This window comes from Mycobacterium sp. 2YAF39 (assembly GCF_052114565.1).
In the GTDB taxonomy this organism is placed as follows: domain Bacteria; phylum Actinomycetota; class Actinomycetes; order Mycobacteriales; family Mycobacteriaceae; genus Mycobacterium.
In genome coordinates this window covers 88404-108304 of the sequence record NZ_JBFREZ010000011.1, presented here as the reverse complement: position 1 = coordinate 108304, position 19901 = coordinate 88404, and the positions used below count along the sequence as shown (strand labels likewise).

Below are 19901 nucleotides of genomic sequence, written 5' to 3'. Positions count from 1 at the left end.
CTGAACCCCTTCGATGCCGACACTGCGGCCAGGGCGCGTATTTCTGCCGAATCGCGATCTGTGCGCAGTTTCGAGGCGACGATGAGTCGATGAGGTCATCCGACGCGGGCCCCACAGACATCCAGATCCTCGAGGAGACGATCGGCGCGAACTTCGAACGCACCGTCGAGGCCAACCGCGACGGTGATGCGCTCGTCGACATGGCAAGCGGCAGACGCTGGACATACGCCGAACTCAACGATGAGGTCGACGTGATCGCCCGCGGTCTGATGGCGCTGGGAATCGAGCGCGGCGAACGGATCGGCATCTGGGCGCCAAACTGCCCCGAATGGACGATCGTGCAGTACGCCACCGCCAAGATCGGCGCGATCCTGGTCAACATCAACCCGGCGTATCGGACGCACGAACTCGCCTACGTGCTGAAGCAGTCGGGTATCCGCACCCTGGTCTCTGCCACGGCGTTCAAGACGTCGGACTACGTCAGCATGGTCGACGAGGTGCGAGCCGACGCACCTGATCTGACCGAGGTGCTTTATCTCAGCACCGACGACTGGCGCGATCTGCACCGGCGTGCCGACTCGGTGCCCGCCGAGGACCTGCGGGCGAGGTTGGACTCGCTCGACAACAACCAGCCCATCAACATCCAATACACCTCGGGCACAACCGGTTTCCCGAAGGGTGCCACGCTGTCGCACCGCAACATCCTCAACAACGGATACTTCACCACCGAGCTCATCAACTTCGGCCCTGGCGACCGGCTGTGCATCCCGGTGCCCTTCTACCACTGCTTCGGCATGGTGATGGCCAATCTCGGGTGCACCAGCCACGGTGTCACGATGGTCATCCCCGCGCCGGCATTCGATCCGGCACTCACCCTGGATGCCGTCGAATCCGAAAGGTGTACCGCGGTTTACGGGGTGCCCACGATGTTCATCGCCATGCTCGGGCAGCCCGATCTCGCGCAGCGCGACCTGTCATCGCTGCGGACGGGCATCATGGCCGGATCGGTCTGTCCCGTGGAAGTCATGAAGCGCTGCGTCAGCGACATGAACATGACCGAGCTCGCCATCGCCTACGGGATGACCGAGACGTCGCCGGTGTCGTGTCAGACGCTCATCGACGACGACCTCGAACGGCGCACCAGTTCGATCGGCCGGGCGCATCCGCACGTCGAGATCAAGATTGTCGACCCCGAGACCGGTGAGGTCGTCGAGCGCGGGCAGACCGGCGAATTCTGCACGCGCGGTTACTCGGTGATGCTCGGCTACTGGCAGGACGAGGCCAAGACGTACGAGGCGATCGACGCCGACGGATGGATGCACACCGGCGATCTCGCCGTCATGCGCGACGACGGCTACTGCAATGTCGTGGGGCGCATCAAGGACATGGTGATCCGCGGCGGCGAGAACATCTATCCGCGCGAGATCGAGGAATTCCTGTACACCCATCCCGATGTCGACGATGCGCAGGTCATCGGAGTCCCCGACGAGAAGTACGGCGAGGAAGTCTGCGCGTGGGTGCAGATGAAGCAGGGCAAGCCCCCACTGGACGCGCAGGCGTTGCGCCAATTCGCCAGCGGCAAGCTGGCCCATTACAAGATCCCGCGGTATGTCCACGTGGTCGACGAGTTCCCGATGACGGTCACCGGCAAGGTGCGCAAAGTCGAGATGCGCGCGGAAACGATCAAACTTCTCGGACTCGACACTGAAGAGGGATGAATTCTGACGCCCGCCGGAGTCTCCATCTGTATGACATCAACGGTTGCACGACGCGCATGCGCGGCGCTTGCCGTCGCATCGGCTGGCCTACATGCGGCGATGCTGGGTCATACGTCCAGCGTCGTCGCGGCGGGGCTGCTCGCGGCGATGATCGTGGCATGCCTGTACTGCGCGCGCGAGCTGTGGCGTGACGGCACGGCGCGGGCCTGGGTGGTCGTCGCCCTGATGAACCTCGCGATGATCGCGCTCCACCTGCCCGCTCCCGCGCATCATCACGGTGTCCCGAATGCAGAGGCACCACCGTCGTCGACGCTCATGACGGTGGCGACTCTGCTGGCGCTTGCCGAGGTGACGGCCGCGGCCACCGCGTTGTACGTCGGCAGCCGCGGGCGCGTGATCCAGTTCAGCGGTACACCAGACCGCTGAGCCGGCGGGCGAGCGCGACGCGAACTGCAGGTATCCGCCCGACCAGGCTGATGACGGCATTGCGAAGCGGACGTGCCGCCCGCGGCAGCGTCGCCAGCCGGGTCAGTCGATCCGTCATCGCCACAACGTCTTTCGCGATCGGGCGGCGAACAGCGCTGTAGTCGTCCAAGACACTGTCCGGCGCACCGCCCAGCACGGCGGCGAGCGCGTCGCCCAACGCGATCGCATCCTGGATGCCCAGATTCATGCCCTGCCCACCGGCGGGGCTGTGCACATGGGCGGCGTCACCGGCGAGCAGCAGACGACCCGCCCGGTAGGTGTCGGCGACACGGTGATGAACGCGGAATCGCGAACCCCAGATCACGTCGGTGACCACCAACCGGCCCGAGCCGACGCGGCTGTCGAGCACCTGCTGAACGAACTCCGCCGAGGGCTCCTCGGGTGCATCGGCGACGGGCGCGACGATTCGGTAGACGCCATCGGGCAGCGGTGCCACCACGGTCAGGCCGGCGGTCGCCCAGAACAGGATGACCTCCTCGTGCGGCGCATCGCCGGTCAGCCGAACGTCGGCCAGCATGAACGACTCGTCGTACACGTCACCCTCGAAACCGATACCTGCCTGTTGGCGCACGATGCTGTGAATGCCGTCGGCGCCAACGGCGTAATGCGCCCGGATGATCTCGCCGTCGTCGAGTGTCGCCGTCACGCCGTCGGCGTCCTGGGTGATCGCGGTCAGCGCCCTCGGCCTCATGACGGAGCCGCCGAGTTCGACGAGCCGCTCGAGCAGCAGCCGTTCGGTCGTGGCTTGCGGGACCATCAGTGAGTACGGATACTCCGTCGGCAGCCCGCTGAAATCGATCGGGATCAGGGTGGCGCCGCGGTCGCGGATCGTGAACACCGGCGCCACGACCCCTTCCTTGACGAGCCGCCGGGACACGTCGAGGGGTTCGAGAACCTCCAGGGTGCGGGCGTTCACCACCGCGGCGCGTGACGTGTTGGCACCCTCGGGCGCGCGGTCGACGACGGTTGTCTCGATGCCGTGGGCCACCAGCGAGGTGGCCAGCGCCAACCCGGTCGGACCTGCACCTATGACCAGAACCTGAGTGGTGTTCATCTGCTTCTCCTTCACTCTGTTTGTCAATGCCAACGCTTGTTGGCATTGACTATTCCCCGACATGCCGCGTATGTCAACACTTGTTGGCCTACAATCGTTGGCATGCGCAGATCGTCCGAACAGACCAAGGCCGTGATCCTGTCGGCGGCCAGGGACAACTTCGCCAAGTCGGGGTTCGAGCGGGCCACGATCAGGGCCATCGCAGCGGACGCCAACATCGACCCGTCGATGGTCATGCGGTACTTCGGAAGCAAGGACCAGCTGTTCGCCGCGGCGGCCGATTTCGATCTGCAGCTTCCGGATCTGTCGGACATCGATCGCGACCAGTTGGGTGCGGCGCTGGTTGACCACTTCATGAACAGATGGGAACGCGATGAGGTACTCGTCGTGCTGCTTCGGGCGAGTGCCACCAATGCCGAAGCGGCGCAACGAATGCGGGCGATGTTCGCGAGCCAACTGCTGCCTGCCGTCGCAAAGATCAACCCCGACCAGCCGGAACGTCGCGCGGCGCTGATCGCCACGCAGACGCTGGGACTGGCGTTGTGCCGCTATGTGCTGGCGCTTCCGCCGATCGTCGCCATGCCCCACGACGAGGCGGTCGCGTGGCTGGGGCCCACCGTTCAGCGCTATCTCGACGCACCCTAGACAATCGGTGGTGATGTGGACCCCAACGCTCGTCCTGATCGCCGCCGCCGCCCTCGTCGCCTGCGCGCTGCTCGGGGGCGGCCTTTACGAAACCGTGGTCGTCGACCCGGCCTGGCCCAAGCGGCCAGGCATCATCCAGGCCCACAACGGCGGGATCTCCCGGCGCCGGTTCTGGATCCCCGCGCACACCGTGTTCGAGGTGCTTCTGATCGTCGCGCTCATTGCCACCTGGCGTGACGCCGACGTGCGGCTGGCGCTGCTGGTGGCGTTGGCCAGCCATGCCGTGATGCGGGTGTGGTCGCTTGTCGACTTCGTGCCCAAGGCGGTGGAATTCGAGAAGGCGGATCCGGCGGCCGTCGACGAGACCGCCGCGGTGGCGTGGACCAGGCGCAGTCTGGTGCGGATACCGCTGGATCTCATCACCTGCGTGGCGATGCTCGCGGCACTGGCGGTCGCCTAGTCCGAAAGAGCCTAGGCCTCGATCTCGCCTGCGATCTTGCGTTCGATGCTGGCGCGGGTGACAGCGGGCAGCACGATCAGCCCGTCGAGTTCCTTGCGGGCGCGCGCATACGCGGCCTTGCGCTCCTCGTTCGTCGCGCCGCCGTCCGATGCCAGGCGCAGCAGGTGCTGAGCGCGCTCGAGGCGCTCCTGTGCTTCGGCCGAGAAGTCACTACGCCGTCTGCGGGTCGCTTCGGCTTCGGCCACGTCGAATGCGGTGACGTACTCGTGCACTGCGTCGCGGTACTCGAGCTGCGCGCCGCGGTCGTCGAGGATGTCGTCGACACTGTCCGGGCGCATCAGGTCCGCGTGGCTGCGGGCCTTGTGGAAGGCAATGGTCAACGGGTCCCGCATATCGGTCATCAACGGGAAATCCAACAGTCTGGCGACGTCGATCTCGTACTCCAGCCAGCGGGCGTCGGTGTTGTCGTGGCGGGCCAGCACTTTCGTCATCTCGCGGCGGTTGGCGGCCTCGTTGGTGCGCGCTCGTCCCGATGCCTCCGCGAGCGCGACCTTGGTCTGCTGTTTGATGCGGTAGCGCTCGAGTCGTCGCTGCGCACGTCGCTCATTGGCCGTCTGTACCGCCCGCAGGCCACCGCCGATCACACCACTGAGCGGGAAGATCACCCACCAGTAGTTGCCCGCGAAATGAAGCAGAGCTTCCACGTTCCCAGAATGCCACGCGCGTTGGTGCTGAGGTGTCCCGCCGGTTCCGGTCGTGCCGCGCTGCTGATCGCGTCAGAGCCCGATCCGGCGGTAGCGCACCAACCTGGCGGTCAGCCGATCGGAGTCGGGCATCGCCCGCAACGCGTGCAGTTCGTTGGCGATGGTCGCCGACAAGCGTTGCGTGAACGCCAGCGGCTCGTCGGCCGCATCGGGTCGTTCGGTCACGATCGCGTCGACGATGCCGCTGCGTAGCAGGTCGGCCGACCGGATTCCTTGCGCCGTAGCGAGTTCCGGGGCGTGCTCGGTGTCGCGGAACACGATCGCGCTTGCCCCTTCCGGGGGCAGCGGAGCCAGCCAGCCGTGCAGTGCGGCCAACACCCGGTCGGCGGGCGCCATCGCCAGCGCAGGCCCGCCGCTGCCCTGGCCGAGCAGAACCGACACCGTCGGCGTGTCCAGCGTGACGAGATCGGCTAGGCACCTGGCGATCTCACCGGCCAGACCGTCCTGCTCGGCCTCGACCGTGAGCGCCGGTCCGGCGGTGTCGATCACGAGCACGAGAGGCAACCGCAGTCCCGCGGCCAGTGCCATGCCCCGTCGCGCTTCGCGCAGCGCCGCCGGGCCGACACGGAGGGCAGGAGCGGAGTGACCCGGGATTGAACCTGGGCCGCCGAGGACCCGCTGCTGACCCAGTACGACGGCCGGCTGGCCGCCGAACCTGGCCAGCGCCAGCAGCGTGGTGGCATCTTCGCCTCGGCCGGTTCCCGACAGCAGCACCCGCTCGGATGTGCCGTGCCGCAGCAGATAACCCACACCGGGACGGTCCGGCCGACGAGAGGCCACCACCGACTCCCACGCCGGCACGTCGGGTACCGGCACGGCATCGGGCAATGGCGGCGGAGACTCGGGAGGGTCGGCGACGACCTTGAGTGTGCGGTCGAGCACCGAGCGCACCGCCTCGAGGGGAACAACCCCGTCGATCACGCCGTGGCGTTCCAGGTTCTCGGCGGTCTGCACGCCCTCGGGGAACGGTTCGCCGTAGAGATGTTCGTAGACCCGCGGGCCGAGGAAGCCGATGAGCGCGCCCGGTTCGGCGCCGGTGAGATGGCCAAGCGAGCCCCACGACGCGAACACCCCGCCGGTCGTCGGATGGCGCAGGTACACCAGGTAGGGCAGATGCGCCCGCTTGTGCAGTTCGACGGCCGCCGCGATCTTCACCATCTGCAGGAATGCGACGGTGCCTTCCTGCATGCGCGTGCCGCCGGAACTCGGCGAAGCGACCAGCGGCAGCCGTTCGGCCGTCGCACGAGCCACCGCGTTGGTGATCCGCTCCGCCGCGGCCACCCCGATCGAACCGGCCAGGAAGTCGAACTCGCAGGCCACCAAGGCCACACGTCGACCGAAAACCGTGCCCTCGCCGGTGAGCACCGACTCGTCCAGGCCCGTCTTGGCGGCCGCGGCGGCCAGTTCGCGCTGGTACTCCTCGCTGCCGTCGACAGCAAGCGGTGTGGTGTCCCAGCTACGGAACGAACCCTCGTCCAGCACGGCATCGCGCAGGTCAAGGGCACCGATCCGGCTCACCCGCAGAGGCTATCGTGGCTACTCTGATTCCATGGCCACAGAGCTGCGCTATGAGCGTTGGTTTCTTCCCTTTTCGGTGCCCTTTGGTCTGGGACCGAAGCACAGTGAGGTCCGCATCGCGGACGGCATCCTGCACGTCAAGTTCGGGTGGGGCTTTCGCACCGCCATCCCGCTGTCCACCATCACCAAGGCAGAGCCCGCTGAAGGTCGGGTGACTTCCTGGGGTGCGCACGGGTGGCGCGGCCGTTGGCTGGTGAACGGATCGTCGAAGGGGATGGTCGAGCTGACCATCGACCCTGCGACGAAAGCTCACGTCATGGGAGTGCCGGTCACCTTGAGCACGCTGTGGGTGAGTGTCACCGAGCCGGAGGCATTGATCGAGGCCTGCACCGCCACGGCCTGACTCGGGTTGTCCCGATAGGGTGGCGCCATGATTGGTGTGACCCGCGACGGCGATGTGATGACGCTGGAAATGCAGCGCGCCGACCGTCGCAACGCGCTCAACGGCGCGCTCGTCGACGGCCTGCGTGAAGCGGTCGAGAAGGCCGCGAGTGACGACGTCCGGGCCATCGTGCTGACCGGCCAGGGCCACGTGTTCAGCTCGGGCGCCGACCTGACCGACGCGGCGGGGGTGGCCGAGGAACTGCCCGACAAGGCCAAGGCATTGAACATCGCGATCGACCAGGCGCCCATTCCGGTCATCGGGGCCATCAACGGACCCACGATCGGTGCCGGAGTCATCCTCTCGATGATCTGCGATCTGCGGGTCGTCGCGCCCGAGGCATACTTCCAGTTCCCCGTCGCGAAATACGGTCTGGCGCTGGATAACTGGAGCATCCGGCGGCTGACCTCGCTGGTCGGGGCCGGGCGGGCGAGGGGCATGCTGCTCGGCGCGGAACGGCTGACCTCCGAGGCTGCACTGCACACCGGTATGGCCAACCGCATCGGCACGCTGGCCGATGCCCAGGCGTGGGCCGCCGAGATCGCCGGCTACGCACCGTTGGCTCTGCAGCATGCCAAGCGCGTGCTTAATGACGACGGCGCCTACGAGGACCCGTGGCCCGGGCACACCGAGTTGTTCGACAGGGCCTGGGCCAGTCAGGACGTCATCGAGGCGCAGGTCGCGCGCATCGAGAAGCGGCCACCGAGGTTCCGGGGCGCCTGATGATCGGGGCGGCGCTGCGCATCGGCTTCGGAACGGCAACGCTTGCCGCCGGCGGCTGGGCATTGCGCGCGCTGCAAGGCACCCCGTCCGCGCTGGGGGCGTCGCCGGTCGAGATCGACGGCATCGCCAAGCGGTCCTCGAACTACCACGACGGCGTCTTCGTCAACCTGGAGCCGGCGAGTCCGGCCAGCCTGACTCGCCAGGAGCAGTTCCTGCTCGTCCGCGAGGTCGTCGGAGGCAGCTCGCGCCAGCATCCGTCCGAACCCGTCCCGCTGGTCACGCCGGACCCCAGCCTGGCAGCGGGCGATCTCGCCGTCACCTGGTACGGCCACTCATCGGCGGTGATCGAAATCGACGGTTACCGTGTGCTGGCGGACCCCGTATGGAGCGACCGCTGCTCACCGTCGAAGACCGTCGGCCCCCGGCGGCTGCATCCGGTGCCCGCCCCGCTGGAGGCGATGCCCGCGATCGACGCGGTCATCATCAGCCACGACCACTACGACCACCTCGACATCGACACCGTCAAACAAGTGGCGCGTACCCAGCGGGCCAAGTTCTTCGTCCCGCTCGGCATCGGTGCCCACCTTCGGGCGTGGCACATCCCCGCCGACCGAATCGTCGAACTCGACTGGAACGAGAGCGCCCGGTTGGGCGACCTCACCCTGGTCTGCACCCCGGCGCGGCATTTCTCCGGTCGCTTTCTGACCCGCAACACCACCCTGTGGTCGTCGTGGGCATTGATCGGACCCGGCCATCGCGCCTTCTTCGGCGGCGACACCGGATATTCGAAGAGCTTCGCCGACATCGGCGCAGAACACGGACCGTTCGACCTCACCCTGATGCCGGTGGGCGCGTATCACCCGGGCTGGCCCGACATCCACATGAATCCCGAGGACGCGGTCCGCGCGCACCGCGACGTCACCGACGCCGGCCTGCTGGTACCGATCCACTGGGCGACGTTCCGCCTCGCGCCGCATCCGTGGTCCGAGCCGGTGGAGCGGCTGATCAAGGCCGCTGAATCCGACACGGTGGCGGTGGCGGTGCCGAAACCGGGGCAGCGGGTGCAGCCCGACACGGCATTGGCGGACGACCCGTGGTGGCGCCTCTAGCCGTGCGCCGAGCGCACGCTTGTTGACGGGTCCACTCGCGATTCGTGTCCAACAAGCGTGCAGTCGACGGGATACGGTGCACGTCATGAATGCACTGGCCAGGCTGGCCGTCGTGGGGTTGATCGTCCTGCTGCCCGGCTGCACAACGGAGAAGCCCGCCGAACCGGCGCCGCCGGCCTCCCCGGCTGAATCGGACATACCGCCGCCGCTGGTGCCCGCGATGCCCTTGCCCGAGAACGCCGTCGACAAGGCCGTCGCCAAACTCGACGGCATCGCCGAGGACCTGATGCGCAAGTCCGGCATCCCCGGCATGTCGGTCGCCGTCGTGCACGGTGGGAAAACCGTGTACGCCAAGGGGTTCGGCGTCAGGGATGTGAAGACCGGCGAAAAAGTGGACGCCGACACCGTCTTTCAGCTCGCCTCGCTGTCCAAGCCACTGACGTCGACGGTGGTCGCGCATCAGGTCGGGGTGGATGCGATCGGCTGGGACACGACCCTCGTGTCGAAGCTGCCCTGGTTCGCCCTCTCCGATCCGGTGGTGACACGGATGGTCACGGTCGGCGACATGCTCTCGCACCGCTCCGGACTGCCCGATCATGCAGGCGACATGCTGGAGGATCTCGGCTACGACCGCCGACAGGTGCTCGATCGGCTCCGCCAGCTTCCGCTCGATCCTTTCCGGATCTCGTACGCGTACACCAACTTCGGGTACACCGCCGGTGCAGAGGCCGTGGCGGTGAGCGCGGGCAAGCCGTGGGAGACCCTCGCCGACGATGTGTTGTTCGACCCGCTAGGCATGACCTCGACCAGTTACCGGTTCGCCGATTACGCGGCCGACCCCGACCGGGCCGTCGGCCACATCCACGTCGACGGACGGTACGAGCCGCAGTACGTGCGCGACGCGGACCAGGAGGGGCCGGCAGGCGGCGCGAGCTCGTCGGTCAATGACATGACCCGCTGGCTGGCGATGGTACTGGCCAACGGGAAGCACGAGGACAAGCAGATCGTCCCCGAGGAGGCACTGTTGCCCGCGGTCACACCCCAGATCGTGTCCAGCCCGGCGAGCGAGCCCGCGATGCGAACGGGCTTCTACGGCTTCGGATTCAACGTCGGCACCACCTCCGGCGCGCGGACGCAACTCAGCCACTCGGGTGCCTTCGAACTCGGAGCCGGGACTAACTTCGTGATCCTGCCCTCGGCCGACGTGGCGATCGTGGCGCTCACCAACGCCACCCCGTCGGGCGTGCCCGAGTCGCTCACCGCCGAGTTCGCCGACCTCGTGCAGTTCGGCGAGGTACGCGAGGACTGGTACAAGCTGTACAGCGCGGTCTTCCAGAAGATGGAGCAGCCGGTGGGCTCGCTGGTCGGTCAGAGCCCGCCCGCGAATCCCGCGCCCGCCGCACCCTTGCCGACATACGTCGGCACCTACAACAACGACTACTGGGGTCCGGCGAAGGTCACCGAGGCGGACGGCAAGTTGACGCTGGCAATCGGCCCGAAGCTGAAGGTCCCTCTGGAGCATTGGGACGGCAACGTCTTCACCTTCAAGTTCGTCGCCGAAAACGCCCCGCCCGGAACGGTTTCCAAAGCCACGTTCGACGGCACCAAGCTGATGCTCGAGTATTACGACGAGGGTGGCAAGGGGACGTTCTTACGATGAGCGCTTCCCCGCGAGTCGAGGCCGCCGGTCTCACCGATGCCGAAGTCGCGCAGCGTGTCTCCGAAGGCAAGACCAACGATGTGCCGACCCGCGCAGCGCGCAGCGTCTCCGAGATCGTGCGGGCAAACGTATTCACCCGCATCAACGCCATCCTCGGTGTGCTGCTGATCATCGTGCTGTCCACCGGGTCGGTGATCAACGGCGCGTTCGGTCTGCTGATCATCGCCAACAGTGGGATCGGCATCATCCAGGAGCTGCGGGCCAAGCAGACGCTCGACAAGTTGGCCATCGTGGGCCAGGCGAAACCCTTGGTGCGCAGGCAATCCGGTACCAAGCCGGTGCTCCCCGGCGAGGTTGTGCTCGACGACATCATCGAACTGGGACCGGGCGACCAAATCGTCGTCGACGGTGAGATCGTCGAAGACGCCAGCCTGGAGGTTGATGAGTCCCTGCTCACCGGCGAGGCTGATCCGATCGTCAAGAGCGCGGGCGATCCCGTGATGTCGGGCAGCTTCGTCGTCGCGGGCAGCGGCGCGTACCGGGCCACCAAGGTCGGCCGGGAAGCGTACGCGGCCAAGCTCGCCGACGAAGCCAGCAAGTTCACGTTGGTGAACTCCGAACTGCGAAGCGGTATCAACAAGATCCTGCAGTTCATCACGTACCTACTGATCCCCGCGGGTCTGCTGATCATCTACACCCAGCTGTTCACCACTGACTCGGGATGGCGTGAGTCGGTGCTGCGGATGGTAGGTGCACTGGTGCCGATGGTGCCCGAGGGCCTCGTGCTGATGACGTCCATCGCGTTCGCCGTCGGCGTCGTGCGGCTGGGCCGCAGGCAGTGTCTGGTCAACGAACTGCCGGCCATCGAGGGACTGGCGCGCGTCGACGTCGTATGCGCTGACAAGACCGGCACCCTCACCGAAAACGGTATGCGAGTCGCGGATCTGAAGAAGCTGGACTCACGTGCCGTGGCGGACATTCTTGCTCAACTCGCCGCCGACGATCCACGACCCAATGCGAGCATGGAGGCCATCGCCGAGGCGTACAAGATGCCGCCCGGGTGGCAGCCCTCGGCGATCGCACCGTTCAAATCCGCCACCAAGTGGAGTGGTGCGTCGTACGGAGAACACGGCCACTGGGTGATCGGTGCGCCCGACGTACTGCTCGAGCCCGGCTCCGAAATCGCCAAGCAGGCTGAGGAAATCGGCGCACAGGGAATGCGGGTGCTGCTCCTGGGGTCCTGCGACGTCGAGGTCGACCACGACGACGCCCCGGGTCACGTCACGCCCGCGGCGTTGGTGGTCCTCGAACAACGTGTAAGGCCCGACGCCCGCGAGACCCTGGATTACTTTGCGGAGCAGAAGGTTTCGATCAAGGTGATCTCGGGCGACAACGCCGTTTCCGTCGGTGCGGTCGCCGGATCGCTCGGTCTCGAGGGTGAGACCATTGATGCGCGTCAGCTGCCCGATGCGCCCGAGCAGTTGGCGGACACCCTCGAGGAATACACCACGTTCGGCCGGGTGCGGCCGGATCAGAAGCGGGCCATGGTGCACGCCCTGCAGTCACGTGGGCACACGGTCGCGATGACCGGCGACGGAGTCAACGACGTGCTGGCCCTCAAGGACGCCGACATCGGTGTGGCGATGGGCTCGGGCAGTTCGGCCTCCCGGGCGGTTGCCCAGATCGTGTTGCTGGACAACAAGTTCGCGACGTTGCCGTATGTCGTCGGTGAGGGCCGCCGGGTGATCGGCAACATCGAACGGGTCTCGAATCTGTTCCTCACCAAGACCGTGTACTCGGTGCTGCTTGCGATTCTCGTGGGCCTCGGTGGGCTGTCCTCCAAGCTGTTCGGCACCGATCCGCTGCTGTTCCCGTTTCAGCCCATCCACGTCACGATCGCCGCCTGGTTCACCATCGGCATCCCCGCATTCGTCCTGTCGCTGGCGCCCAACAACGAAAGGGCGCATACGGGATTCGTGCGGCGGGTCATGACGGCGGCGCTGCCGTCGGGGCTGGTGGTGGGTGCCGCGACGTTCACCTCCTACCTGATCGCCTATCAGGGGCGGCAGGCCACGCCGGTCGAGCAGACGCAGGCGTCGACCGCGGCCCTGATCACCCTTCTGGTGACCGGCGTCTGGGTGCTCGCCGTCGTGGCGCGGCCATACCAGTGGTGGCGCATCGCGCTGGTCACCGTGTCTGGTCTGGCGTATGTGGTGATTTTCTCGATTCCGCTGGCCCGAAAGGCGTTCATGCTCGACCCGTCGAACCTCAAGACCACGTCGATGGCGTTCATCATCGGCCTCGTCGGTGCCGCGGCGATCGAGGTCATCTGGTGGGTCCAGGGAGCCGTACTGGGAGAACGACGGAGGCTGTGGCGCTCAGAGTAGGGTTGGGCGCATGGCATTTCTCGACAAGCTGAAGAACGTGCTGGCCAAGAACGCCGACAAGGTGGACACCGCGATCGACAAGGCCGGTGACCTGGTGGACAAGAAGACGCAGGGCAAGTACGCCCAGCACGTCGACAAGGCGCAGGGCGCCGCCAAGAAGGCGGTGGAGGACAACGCCACCGCCCAGAACCCGCTGACTCCGCCTCCGCCCGCGCCCCCCGCCCCGCCGGCTGCGCCGAACCCCTAGTACGTATGGCGAAACTCTCCGTCTCCGTCGACGTCCCGTTACCGCCGGAGCAGGCGTGGGAGAGCGCGTCCGATTTGTCGCGCTACAGCGAGTGGCTCAGCATTCACAAGGTCTGGCGTAGCAAGCTGCCCGAAACCCTGGACAAGGGCACGGTCATCGAGTCGATCGTGGAAGTGAAGGGCATGCCCGTCCGGATCAAGTGGACCATCGTGAATTTCAAGCCGCCCGAGACCATCACCCTGGACGGCAAGGGCGAGGGCGGTGTCAAGGTGAAACTCATCGGAAAGGTGAAGTCCTGCAAGAAGGTCAAAGGGGGCTCGTCGGTCACCTTCGACGTGCATCTCGGCGGGGCCGCGTTGTTCGGTCCCATCGGCATGGTCGTGGCCAGTGCCTTGAAGAGCGACTTCCGAGAGTCGTTGGACCGCTTCAAGACTGTGTTCGCGCCGGCCTGAGCGCATGCAATTCGAGCGCGCCGTTCCTGTCCTCCGCATCTTCGACCAGGCCAAGGCCGAGGAGTTCTATCTCGATTATCTGGGCTTCACCACCGACTGGGAGCATCGGTTTGCGCCGGACTTTCCGCGGTATGCCCAGATCAGCCGATCGGAGCTGATCATTCACTTGTCCGAGCATCACGGTGATGGCACACCGGGCAGTGTCGTGTTCGTCCCGATGCGCGGCATCCGAGCATTCCACGCCGAAATCACTGCTCGCGATTACCGATTCGCGAAGCCCGGCCTTGAGCATGAGCCTTGGGGGCTGACTGTCGACGTGACCGATCCGTTCGGCAACCAGCTGCGATTCTGCGAACAGGCCGCGGACTGACTCCGGCGAGTGTTGGCTTTTGTCACGATTTTCGTCGCGAAGCGTGACATAACCCAACACTCGAGCCGTGCTTGGCTAGCGGCGAAAGCGCTTGCCGACCAGCTTGGCGAACTCGACCGTCGAGCGGCGGACTGACTCCAGTTCGAGCGACACCAGCAGGGTGTCGACCATCGCGAACGGCAGCGTGGTGACCACCGCGCCCCGGCCGTACTCGATGTGCCACGAGCCGGGGTGGATGGTCAGTCCACGGGCATGACCCTTCTCCAAGCAGGTGTGCTCGCCGGGAAGTAGCGGGGGCAACGGGAGGGTGTCTTCGGATTCGAGGTCGTAGGAATCGATCCGGCCCGCAATCAGGAACTTGTGTATCTGAACGTGCTTATATCGACCCGAGAACCCTTGCGTCCCCGTGGGAGAGCCGAATATCACGATGTACTCACGTGGACTGAAGTAGAGGAAACGGACCTTGCCGAGGATGCCGCCGGCCTTGCTCCCCACCCAGTTCCCGGGCGCGGCGTCGATGAGGTCCGGATATTCGTCGGCGAGCATCTGGGTGGCCCGGGTGATGAGTTCCCCGCCCTCCAGCGGTATCCCGACAACCTTCTTGGCCACCTTCAGCAGCACGTCGGGGTCGATCTTGTAGGCCATCGCCGAACCTTATGTCAGGGCCGGATGACACCGCGGAGCGGCATGAGGCCGAGTTCCCTATGGCTCATGAATCCTGGTGGCGCGTCGACGACCGCGGGTATCGCGTTGGCGGGGCCCATCGCGGTCCAGGTGTATCCGGGCAGCGCGTAGGCACCGTTGGGATCTTGCGCCCCTTGCAGGATCAATTCCGTCGATGCGTCGCCCTCGATCACGATGCGGTAGTGGTAGTGCTGAGGCCAATCCTCCTGCGGCTCAATCGCATCAAACGTGTCCATCGTGTAGATCTCGTGGAACGTGATGAGAGGTTTGCCCTCCACCCAGGTCGTCCACTTGTGATGCTGGCGGGCGACGGTACCCTTCTTGATCACGCCTTTGAAGCCGGGCATGTCGCTGGTCTCGCCCCCTTCGAAGGGGATGTCGCGGGTGGCGACCCCGAGTTCGACGTCGGTGGTGTATCTCTCGACCGTCTTGCCCATTCCCTCGACGATCATGACCATCGATTGAGCGAACAGCGGCCATGCATTTCCGAGAAGGTTCGGTCCCTCGTGGAATTCCTCGGGGGTGTTGCCCATGCCCATTTCGAAGAGGTACTTCAACGTGTCCCTGCCGAAGTTCACCACCTCGTAGATGTGGATGGCGTCGATCTGGCTGACGATCCGGGCCAGTGTCAGCACGAGCAGGTCACCCGCGAAACCGGGATTGACACCGCCCGCATGGAAGGATGTGCCGCCCTCCAGACATGCTGCGTGGATCTTGTCGATGTCGGCCTGGCTGTGCTCGGTTCGGTACCACCACGCGCCGCCCGACGCGACGACGTTCTTACCGCCACGCAGCAGGCGGCATACCTCATCGGGGTCTGACCACAGCGGCGCATAGAACACGCAGTCGGCGTCGAGTGCCTCGATCGCGTCTTTGTCGTTGGTTGCGAGCACGCCGGTTGGCGCCTTGCCGCAGAGTTCGCCGGCGTCCTTGCCGACCTTCTCCGGACGATTGCAGAGCACACCCACCACCTCGTAGGCCGGGTTGTGGACGAAATGGCGCAACGCGACCGTTCCGACATTGCCGACACCCCACTGGATGACGCGGTACTTCTTGTCGGCGGGCGACTTGGCTGTCACATTCTCCGCTTCACTGAGTGTCGTCACTGCATCTCCCTCGCGTGGTTTCGGCGTGCAAGAGACTGATTCTAGTCAGTCAGTGCATCCGGTGCGGCGAAACTGACTGTACGAGTGCTGGTCCACTGCGGCGATTACGGCTGCGCCGAATATCGGCCGCAACGTGCACTATTGGCAGGCAGCATCCTTGCCGACCGTGCAGGCCGTGCACAGGAATCTGTCCGTGTCTTGCCAGCCGCTAGTTGACTGAAGTCATCTGAATCCAGCCGCGTGAATCTCGGTCTACACGGATTTGTAGGGCTTCGGAATGATGCCCAACTGCGCAGCCTCACCGGTGCCTGGGGCTGCCTCCCAGAAGTCGGGAACGATGACCGTCGTGGACTTGTCTACGATGGTCGCGAGGTTGTCCCGTACCGCCTCGGTGGTGAGAGCGACATCGTGGAAGCCGGCATTCATGCCGAAGACCCGCATGGCGACATTCCCGGCACCGACCTCGAGGTAAGACCCAGACACTTCGCACTCCTCATGAGCGAGATACGCCACCGCAGGCGACACGAGGTCGACCGGAAAGTGTTCCTCCATCATGGTATTGAAAGCGCAGTCCTCGTTGAGGTGGTGCATGGCGGTGGTGTTGGCGGCAGGCCCGAGCGCATTGACCTTGATTCCGTGCACGGCGCCTTCGATGGCAAGACTCCGCGTCAGCCCGAAGATGCCGCCCTTCGCGGTGCCGTAGATGGATAGGTTCTCCTGTCCGAACATTCCGCCGGACGTGGTGTTGACGATGCGGCCGTATTCGGCGTCCCGCATGACAGACCACGCCGCACGGCACATCCACAGGGTGCCCATGAGATGCACGTCGATCACTTTGCGGATATCGGTGCTGGAGATCTCATCGAAGTGGGCGATGTGTGCGATGCCTGCGTTGTTCACCAGGATGTCCAGGCGGCCCCATGTGTCGAGCGCGGTTTGAACGATTTCGCGTGCGCCGGCTTCGTCGGCGACGCTGTGCGCATCGGCAACCGCGTCGCCGCCGGCCGCCCGAATCTCGTCGACGACCTGTTCGGCGTTCGACCGGAGGGTGCCGCGCCCGTCTGGGCCGACGCCGAGATCGTTGACGACGATCCTGGTGCCGCGGTCGGCGAGCAGTTTGGCGTGCGACCGACCGAGGCTGGGAGGCTGGCCGCCCGCACCGGTCACGATGGCGACCTTGCCGTCGAATCTCATCTCGCTCACTGCTTCTCCTTCCGGGCAGCGGGCAGCGGCGCGTGGTCGAACTCGACGATCAACTCGGTCGGTCCACTCATGCCGAGCATCGGCTTCCACGGTGCTTGTCCGATGCGGCGCGGGTTCGGCATTCGACCGGCGAGGACATTGAGCGCTCCGGCCAGCTCGATCCTGGCCAGGTTGGCGCCCAAGCAGTAGTGCACGCCGCCGCCGAAGGTCAGTATCGCCGGTGGCGCCTCGCGGCTGATGTCGAAAACGTCCGGATCGTCGTACACGTCCGGATCACGGTTGGCCGCAAAGGTATTGAGCATGATGAACGTGCCGGCGGGGAATGTGTAACCGCCGTACGTCACATCCTCCGACACGGTGCGAACTGTGCTGCACACCGCGGGTGAATGCCGCATGGTCTCCTCGACCGCGCGCATCGCCAGGTCTGGCTGCTCGATCAACATCGCCCACTGCTCCGGATGATCGCACAGGACCTGTACCGACGCGGACAGCTGGTTTCGGGTGGTATCCGTTCCTGCCATCAGCAGGCTGGCTACTGTCATGCGTAGTTCTTCGGCGCTGAGACGGTCGCCGTCATCTTCGGCGCGGATGAGCTCGGAGAGCAGATCGTTGGTCAGACTCTTTCGGCGTTCGTCGATCATCCCGTCGACATAGGCGTCGAGTTCGGCCCATGCCCTCATCACGTCGTCTTGTTCTGCCACGAGATCGGCCTCGAAGTTGGCGAGCTTGAAGATTATTTCTGCCCACCCCGCGAAGGTCGCCAAGTCTTCCTGAGGCGCCCCGAACAGCGTGCAGATGACCGGGAGTGGGTAGGACCGCGAGATGTCGGCGACCACGTCGCATCGGCCGGCGTCGGCCACGCGGTCGAAAAGGTCGTTGATCACCGTGTCGATCGTGTTCTGCAGGCGGGATGTCGCGCGCGGCGTGAAGGCCCGCGACACCAGGCTGCGCAGCCGATGATGCTCGGCGCCCTCTTTACACATGATGCTTGATACGACCTTGTCCCACAACGGACCTGACGTGACGCCCTGTGCAGCGAGATGGATTCCCGGTGGGATCACGAACCTGTTGTCACGCAGGAGACCTCGGGTGAACTCGTAGGAGAGCACTTCGGGGCCCATGGGTCCCATCACGATCGGAGACTTCTGCTGGGCTGCCCGGAGCCGGGCGGATACGTCGAAGGGTGTCTCGGTGACGTCGTATGTCAGCGTCGGCAGGCCCGCGTCGAAGACGCTGGGTGAGGCGGTGTGGACCGTCATAGGAGTTCCCTTCGACCGAGCTCGGTGCTATTCGATGCCAAATTCGATTGGCAGGCTGGTCGGTCCGCTCATACCCAGCAGCGGCTTCCATGGCGGGAATTCGCCACGGCGCGGGTTCGGTAGGCGCCGGGAAAGAATCTTGAGCGCTTCGGCGAGTTCGCGTCGCGCCAGGTTGGCGCCGAGGCAGTAGTGCGCCCCGCCGCCGAACGTCAGGATGGGCGGCGGCGCATCGCGGGCAATGTCGAAGCGAGCTGGATCGTCGTAGATGGTGGCGTCACGGTTGGCCGCATAGGTGTTCACCAGTATGAAAGTGCCTGCGGGAAAGGTGTAGTCGCCGATCGTGATGTCCTCGGTGACACTGCGCACGGTGCTGCACATTGACGGCGAATGACGCATCGTCTCCTCGACGGCGCGCATGGCGAGATCGGGCTTCTCGCGCAGCAGCGCCCACTGGTCGGGATGGTCGCAGAGCACCTGCATCGATGCGGCCAACTGACTGCGCGTGGTGTCGGTACCTGCAATCAGGATGCTGAACGCCAACATACGTAGTCCGCCGGCGTCCAAGCGGTCGCCCGCGTCCCCGATCCGAATCAGTTCGGAGAGTAGATCGTCCGTCAGGTGGCGACGCCTGTCGGCGATCATCTCGTCCACGTAGTCGTCGAATTCACCCCAGGCCCTCAACACCGTGGATTCCTCGGCGGCGAGGTCGATATCGAAGCTCACGATCTTGAAAATGTCCTCGGCCCACAGGGAGAACTGCCGCCAGTCCTCGCGCGGCGCACCGAGTAGCGCACAGATGACCGGGATGGGATACGGCCGGGCGATGTCGGCGACGAATTCGCAGCGCCCCGCGTCGGCGACCTCGTCGATGAGCTCGTTGATGACGGCGTGAATGGTGTCGTCCATTCGTGCCGTCGCGCGCGGGGTGAATGCCTTGGAGACCAGGCTTCGCAGCCGACGGTGTTCGCTGCCCTCCATGTTCAGGATGCTGCCGGTGACCCTGTCCCACAGTGGACCTGACGTGATGCCGTGGGCGGACAGGTGGATTCCGGGAGGGATGACGAACCGTGGATCGCCGAGGACGGTCCTGGCCATCTCGTACGAGAGTACTTCGGGCCCAATGGGTCCCAATGCGATCGGCGCCTCGATCTGAGCGTTTCGGAACTGCGGATAGATCTCCTGCGGGGTGTCGGTGACGTCGTAGGTCAGCGTCGGCAGCCCGGCTTCGAAGACACTCGGTTTGGCGACGACGGTCATGGCACGTTGGTCGACAGCATGGTAAGTGGAAGGCCGAACACCGCCAGTTCGACTTCGTGAAGGTAGGACCCCTCGCCGTCGAAGCTCTGCCGGAAGCGGGTGGTGGACCCGTAGCGCTCAGTGACGGATTCGGCCGCGGAGGCGTCCGGGACCCGAAGCACGACGGTGTACACCCCGTCGCCGTGCCGGTCGAGGAACTCGTTCACCGAGGCCGCCACCGACGCTGTGGAGCCGGGAACCGGGCTGATCAACTCGATGCCGCGATCCCAGTCCAGTGCAACGGTGACACCGAGTTCGGTCAGTTCGGCGGCGTTGAAACTGAATCCGAGGTCGCTGAACATCTGCGCGACCGTCGCC

General features: G+C 65.5%; 21 protein-coding genes. 12 read left to right on the top strand and 9 right to left on the bottom strand.

Features of this window, described 5'->3' with window-relative positions:
- The first annotated feature begins 89 nt into the window (after positions 1-89).
- Positions 90-1718: an AMP-binding protein gene (locus tag AB4Z42_RS25305; RefSeq protein ID WP_442011978.1), complete on the top strand. Its 1629-nt coding sequence runs from the start codon at positions 90-92 to the stop codon at positions 1716-1718.
- 30 nt (positions 1719-1748) lie between these two features.
- Positions 1749-2144, top strand: coding sequence for a hypothetical protein (locus AB4Z42_RS25300; RefSeq protein WP_442011977.1), 396 nt, complete (start codon positions 1749-1751; stop codon positions 2142-2144).
- On the opposite strand, the gene AB4Z42_RS25295 is transcribed toward AB4Z42_RS25300, so the two are convergent.
- Complete coding sequence (locus AB4Z42_RS25295) at positions 2122-3381, bottom strand: FAD-dependent monooxygenase (protein ID WP_442012027.1); 1260 nt, start codon at positions 3379-3381, stop codon at positions 2122-2124. The two genes, AB4Z42_RS25300 and AB4Z42_RS25295, sit on opposite strands and share 23 nt — an antisense overlap.
- On the opposite strand from AB4Z42_RS25295, the gene AB4Z42_RS25290 reads away from it, so the two are divergent.
- On the top strand, positions 3361-3903 hold the full coding sequence (locus AB4Z42_RS25290) for a TetR/AcrR family transcriptional regulator (RefSeq protein WP_442011976.1): 543 nt from the start codon (positions 3361-3363) through the stop codon (positions 3901-3903). The genes AB4Z42_RS25295 and AB4Z42_RS25290 overlap by 21 nt on opposite strands.
- Positions 3904-3916: 13 nt before the next feature.
- Positions 3917-4363: a hypothetical protein gene (locus AB4Z42_RS25285; RefSeq protein WP_442011975.1), complete on the top strand. Its 447-nt coding sequence runs from the start codon at positions 3917-3919 to the stop codon at positions 4361-4363.
- Positions 4364-4374: 11 nt separating this feature from the next.
- Here AB4Z42_RS25285 and AB4Z42_RS25280 read toward each other — a convergent pair whose 3' ends face one another.
- Together AB4Z42_RS25280 and AB4Z42_RS25275 are read right to left on the bottom strand one after the other, a co-directional pair.
- Complete coding sequence (locus tag AB4Z42_RS25280; RefSeq protein WP_442011974.1) at positions 4375-5067, bottom strand: hypothetical protein; 693 nt, start codon at positions 5065-5067, stop codon at positions 4375-4377.
- Between the two features lie 72 nt (positions 5068-5139).
- Positions 5140-6645, bottom strand: coding sequence for a carboxyl transferase domain-containing protein (locus tag AB4Z42_RS25275; RefSeq protein ID WP_442011973.1), 1506 nt, complete (start codon positions 6643-6645; stop codon positions 5140-5142).
- A gap of 31 nt (positions 6646-6676) precedes the next feature.
- On the opposite strand from AB4Z42_RS25275, the gene AB4Z42_RS25270 reads away from it, so the two are divergent.
- The 8 genes from AB4Z42_RS25270 (at position 6677) to AB4Z42_RS25235 (ending at position 14035) form a co-directional block, all read left to right on the top strand.
- A complete protein-coding gene (locus AB4Z42_RS25270) occupies positions 6677-7048 on the top strand; it encodes a hypothetical protein (RefSeq protein ID WP_442011972.1) in 372 nt (123 codons plus the stop codon).
- A 27-nt stretch (positions 7049-7075) separates the two neighbouring features.
- Positions 7076-7810, top strand: coding sequence for an enoyl-CoA hydratase (locus tag AB4Z42_RS25265; protein WP_442011971.1), 735 nt, complete (start codon positions 7076-7078; stop codon positions 7808-7810).
- Complete coding sequence (locus AB4Z42_RS25260) at positions 7810-8919, top strand: MBL fold metallo-hydrolase (protein WP_442011970.1); 1110 nt, start codon at positions 7810-7812, stop codon at positions 8917-8919. Before AB4Z42_RS25265 ends, AB4Z42_RS25260 begins: the two co-directional genes overlap by 1 nt.
- 85 nt (positions 8920-9004) lie before the next feature.
- Positions 9005-10579, top strand: coding sequence for a serine hydrolase (locus AB4Z42_RS25255; protein ID WP_442011969.1), 1575 nt, complete (start codon positions 9005-9007; stop codon positions 10577-10579).
- Positions 10576-12966 carry a cation-translocating P-type ATPase gene (locus AB4Z42_RS25250; protein ID WP_442011968.1) on the top strand — a complete coding sequence of 797 codons (2391 nt, stop codon included), beginning with the start codon at positions 10576-10578 and terminating at the stop codon, positions 12964-12966. The genes AB4Z42_RS25255 and AB4Z42_RS25250 overlap by 4 nt, the downstream gene beginning before the upstream one ends.
- A gap of 10 nt (positions 12967-12976) precedes the next feature.
- Positions 12977-13213 (top strand): antitoxin, encoded by a 237-nt coding sequence (locus AB4Z42_RS25245; RefSeq protein WP_442011967.1) that lies wholly within the window; start codon positions 12977-12979, stop codon positions 13211-13213.
- Between the two features lie 5 nt (positions 13214-13218).
- A complete protein-coding gene (locus AB4Z42_RS25240) occupies positions 13219-13665 on the top strand; it encodes a type II toxin-antitoxin system Rv0910 family toxin (protein WP_442011966.1) in 447 nt (148 codons plus the stop codon).
- 4 nt (positions 13666-13669) lie between these two features.
- A complete protein-coding gene (locus AB4Z42_RS25235; protein ID WP_442011965.1) occupies positions 13670-14035 on the top strand; it encodes a glyoxalase superfamily protein in 366 nt (121 codons plus the stop codon).
- A 75-nt stretch (positions 14036-14110) separates the two neighbouring features.
- Here the strand turns inward: AB4Z42_RS25235 and AB4Z42_RS25230 are convergent, their stop codons facing one another.
- From AB4Z42_RS25230 to AB4Z42_RS25205, 6 genes are all read right to left on the bottom strand, one after another.
- Positions 14111-14680 carry an isomerase gene (locus AB4Z42_RS25230; RefSeq protein WP_442011964.1) on the bottom strand — a complete coding sequence of 190 codons (570 nt, stop codon included), beginning with the start codon at positions 14678-14680 and terminating at the stop codon, positions 14111-14113.
- 14 nt (positions 14681-14694) lie between these two features.
- Positions 14695-15798, bottom strand: a complete 1104-nt coding sequence (locus AB4Z42_RS25225) for an NAD(P)H-dependent amine dehydrogenase family protein (protein ID WP_442012026.1) — start codon at positions 15796-15798, stop codon at positions 14695-14697.
- Between the two features lie 279 nt (positions 15799-16077).
- A complete protein-coding gene (locus tag AB4Z42_RS25220; RefSeq protein ID WP_442012025.1) occupies positions 16078-17019 on the bottom strand; it encodes an SDR family NAD(P)-dependent oxidoreductase in 942 nt (313 codons plus the stop codon).
- Between the two features lie 5 nt (positions 17020-17024).
- On the bottom strand, positions 17025-18287 hold the full coding sequence (locus AB4Z42_RS25215; protein WP_442011963.1) for a cytochrome P450: 1263 nt from the start codon (positions 18285-18287) through the stop codon (positions 17025-17027).
- Positions 18288-18314: 27 nt separating this feature from the next.
- A complete protein-coding gene (locus tag AB4Z42_RS25210) occupies positions 18315-19544 on the bottom strand; it encodes a cytochrome P450 (RefSeq protein ID WP_442011962.1) in 1230 nt (409 codons plus the stop codon).
- Positions 19541-19885 carry a hypothetical protein gene (locus AB4Z42_RS25205; RefSeq protein ID WP_442012024.1) on the bottom strand — a complete coding sequence of 115 codons (345 nt, stop codon included), beginning with the start codon at positions 19883-19885 and terminating at the stop codon, positions 19541-19543. The genes AB4Z42_RS25210 and AB4Z42_RS25205 overlap by 4 nt, the downstream gene beginning before the upstream one ends.
- Positions 19886-19901 lie beyond the last annotated feature (16 nt).

Coding starts and splice junctions, on each gene's coding strand:
- AB4Z42_RS25260 (WP_442011970.1), top strand. CDS start 7,810: ATGATCGGGGCGGCGCTGCGCATCGGCTTCGGAACGGCAACGCTTGCC.
- AB4Z42_RS25265 (WP_442011971.1), top strand. CDS start 7,076: ATGATTGGTGTGACCCGCGACGGCGATGTGATGACGCTGGAAATGCAG.
- AB4Z42_RS25255 (WP_442011969.1), top strand. CDS start 9,005: ATGAATGCACTGGCCAGGCTGGCCGTCGTGGGGTTGATCGTCCTGCTG.
- AB4Z42_RS25210 (WP_442011962.1), bottom strand. CDS start 19,544: ATGACCGTCGTCGCCAAACCGAGTGTCTTCGAAGCCGGGCTGCCGACG.
- AB4Z42_RS25220 (WP_442012025.1), bottom strand. CDS start 17,019: ATGAGATTCGACGGCAAGGTCGCCATCGTGACCGGTGCGGGCGGCCAG.
- AB4Z42_RS25270 (WP_442011972.1), top strand. CDS start 6,677: ATGGCCACAGAGCTGCGCTATGAGCGTTGGTTTCTTCCCTTTTCGGTG.
- AB4Z42_RS25240 (WP_442011966.1), top strand. CDS start 13,219: ATGGCGAAACTCTCCGTCTCCGTCGACGTCCCGTTACCGCCGGAGCAG.
- AB4Z42_RS25245 (WP_442011967.1), top strand. CDS start 12,977: ATGGCATTTCTCGACAAGCTGAAGAACGTGCTGGCCAAGAACGCCGAC.
- AB4Z42_RS25230 (WP_442011964.1), bottom strand. CDS start 14,680: ATGGCCTACAAGATCGACCCCGACGTGCTGCTGAAGGTGGCCAAGAAG.
- AB4Z42_RS25285 (WP_442011975.1), top strand. CDS start 3,917: ATGTGGACCCCAACGCTCGTCCTGATCGCCGCCGCCGCCCTCGTCGCC.
- AB4Z42_RS25290 (WP_442011976.1), top strand. CDS start 3,361: ATGCGCAGATCGTCCGAACAGACCAAGGCCGTGATCCTGTCGGCGGCC.
- AB4Z42_RS25305 (WP_442011978.1), top strand. CDS start 90: ATGAGGTCATCCGACGCGGGCCCCACAGACATCCAGATCCTCGAGGAG.
- AB4Z42_RS25235 (WP_442011965.1), top strand. CDS start 13,670: ATGCAATTCGAGCGCGCCGTTCCTGTCCTCCGCATCTTCGACCAGGCC.
- AB4Z42_RS25250 (WP_442011968.1), top strand. CDS start 10,576: ATGAGCGCTTCCCCGCGAGTCGAGGCCGCCGGTCTCACCGATGCCGAA.
- AB4Z42_RS25215 (WP_442011963.1), bottom strand. CDS start 18,287: ATGACGGTCCACACCGCCTCACCCAGCGTCTTCGACGCGGGCCTGCCG.
- AB4Z42_RS25205 (WP_442012024.1), bottom strand. CDS start 19,885: ATGTTCAGCGACCTCGGATTCAGTTTCAACGCCGCCGAACTGACCGAA.
- AB4Z42_RS25300 (WP_442011977.1), top strand. CDS start 1,749: ATGACATCAACGGTTGCACGACGCGCATGCGCGGCGCTTGCCGTCGCA.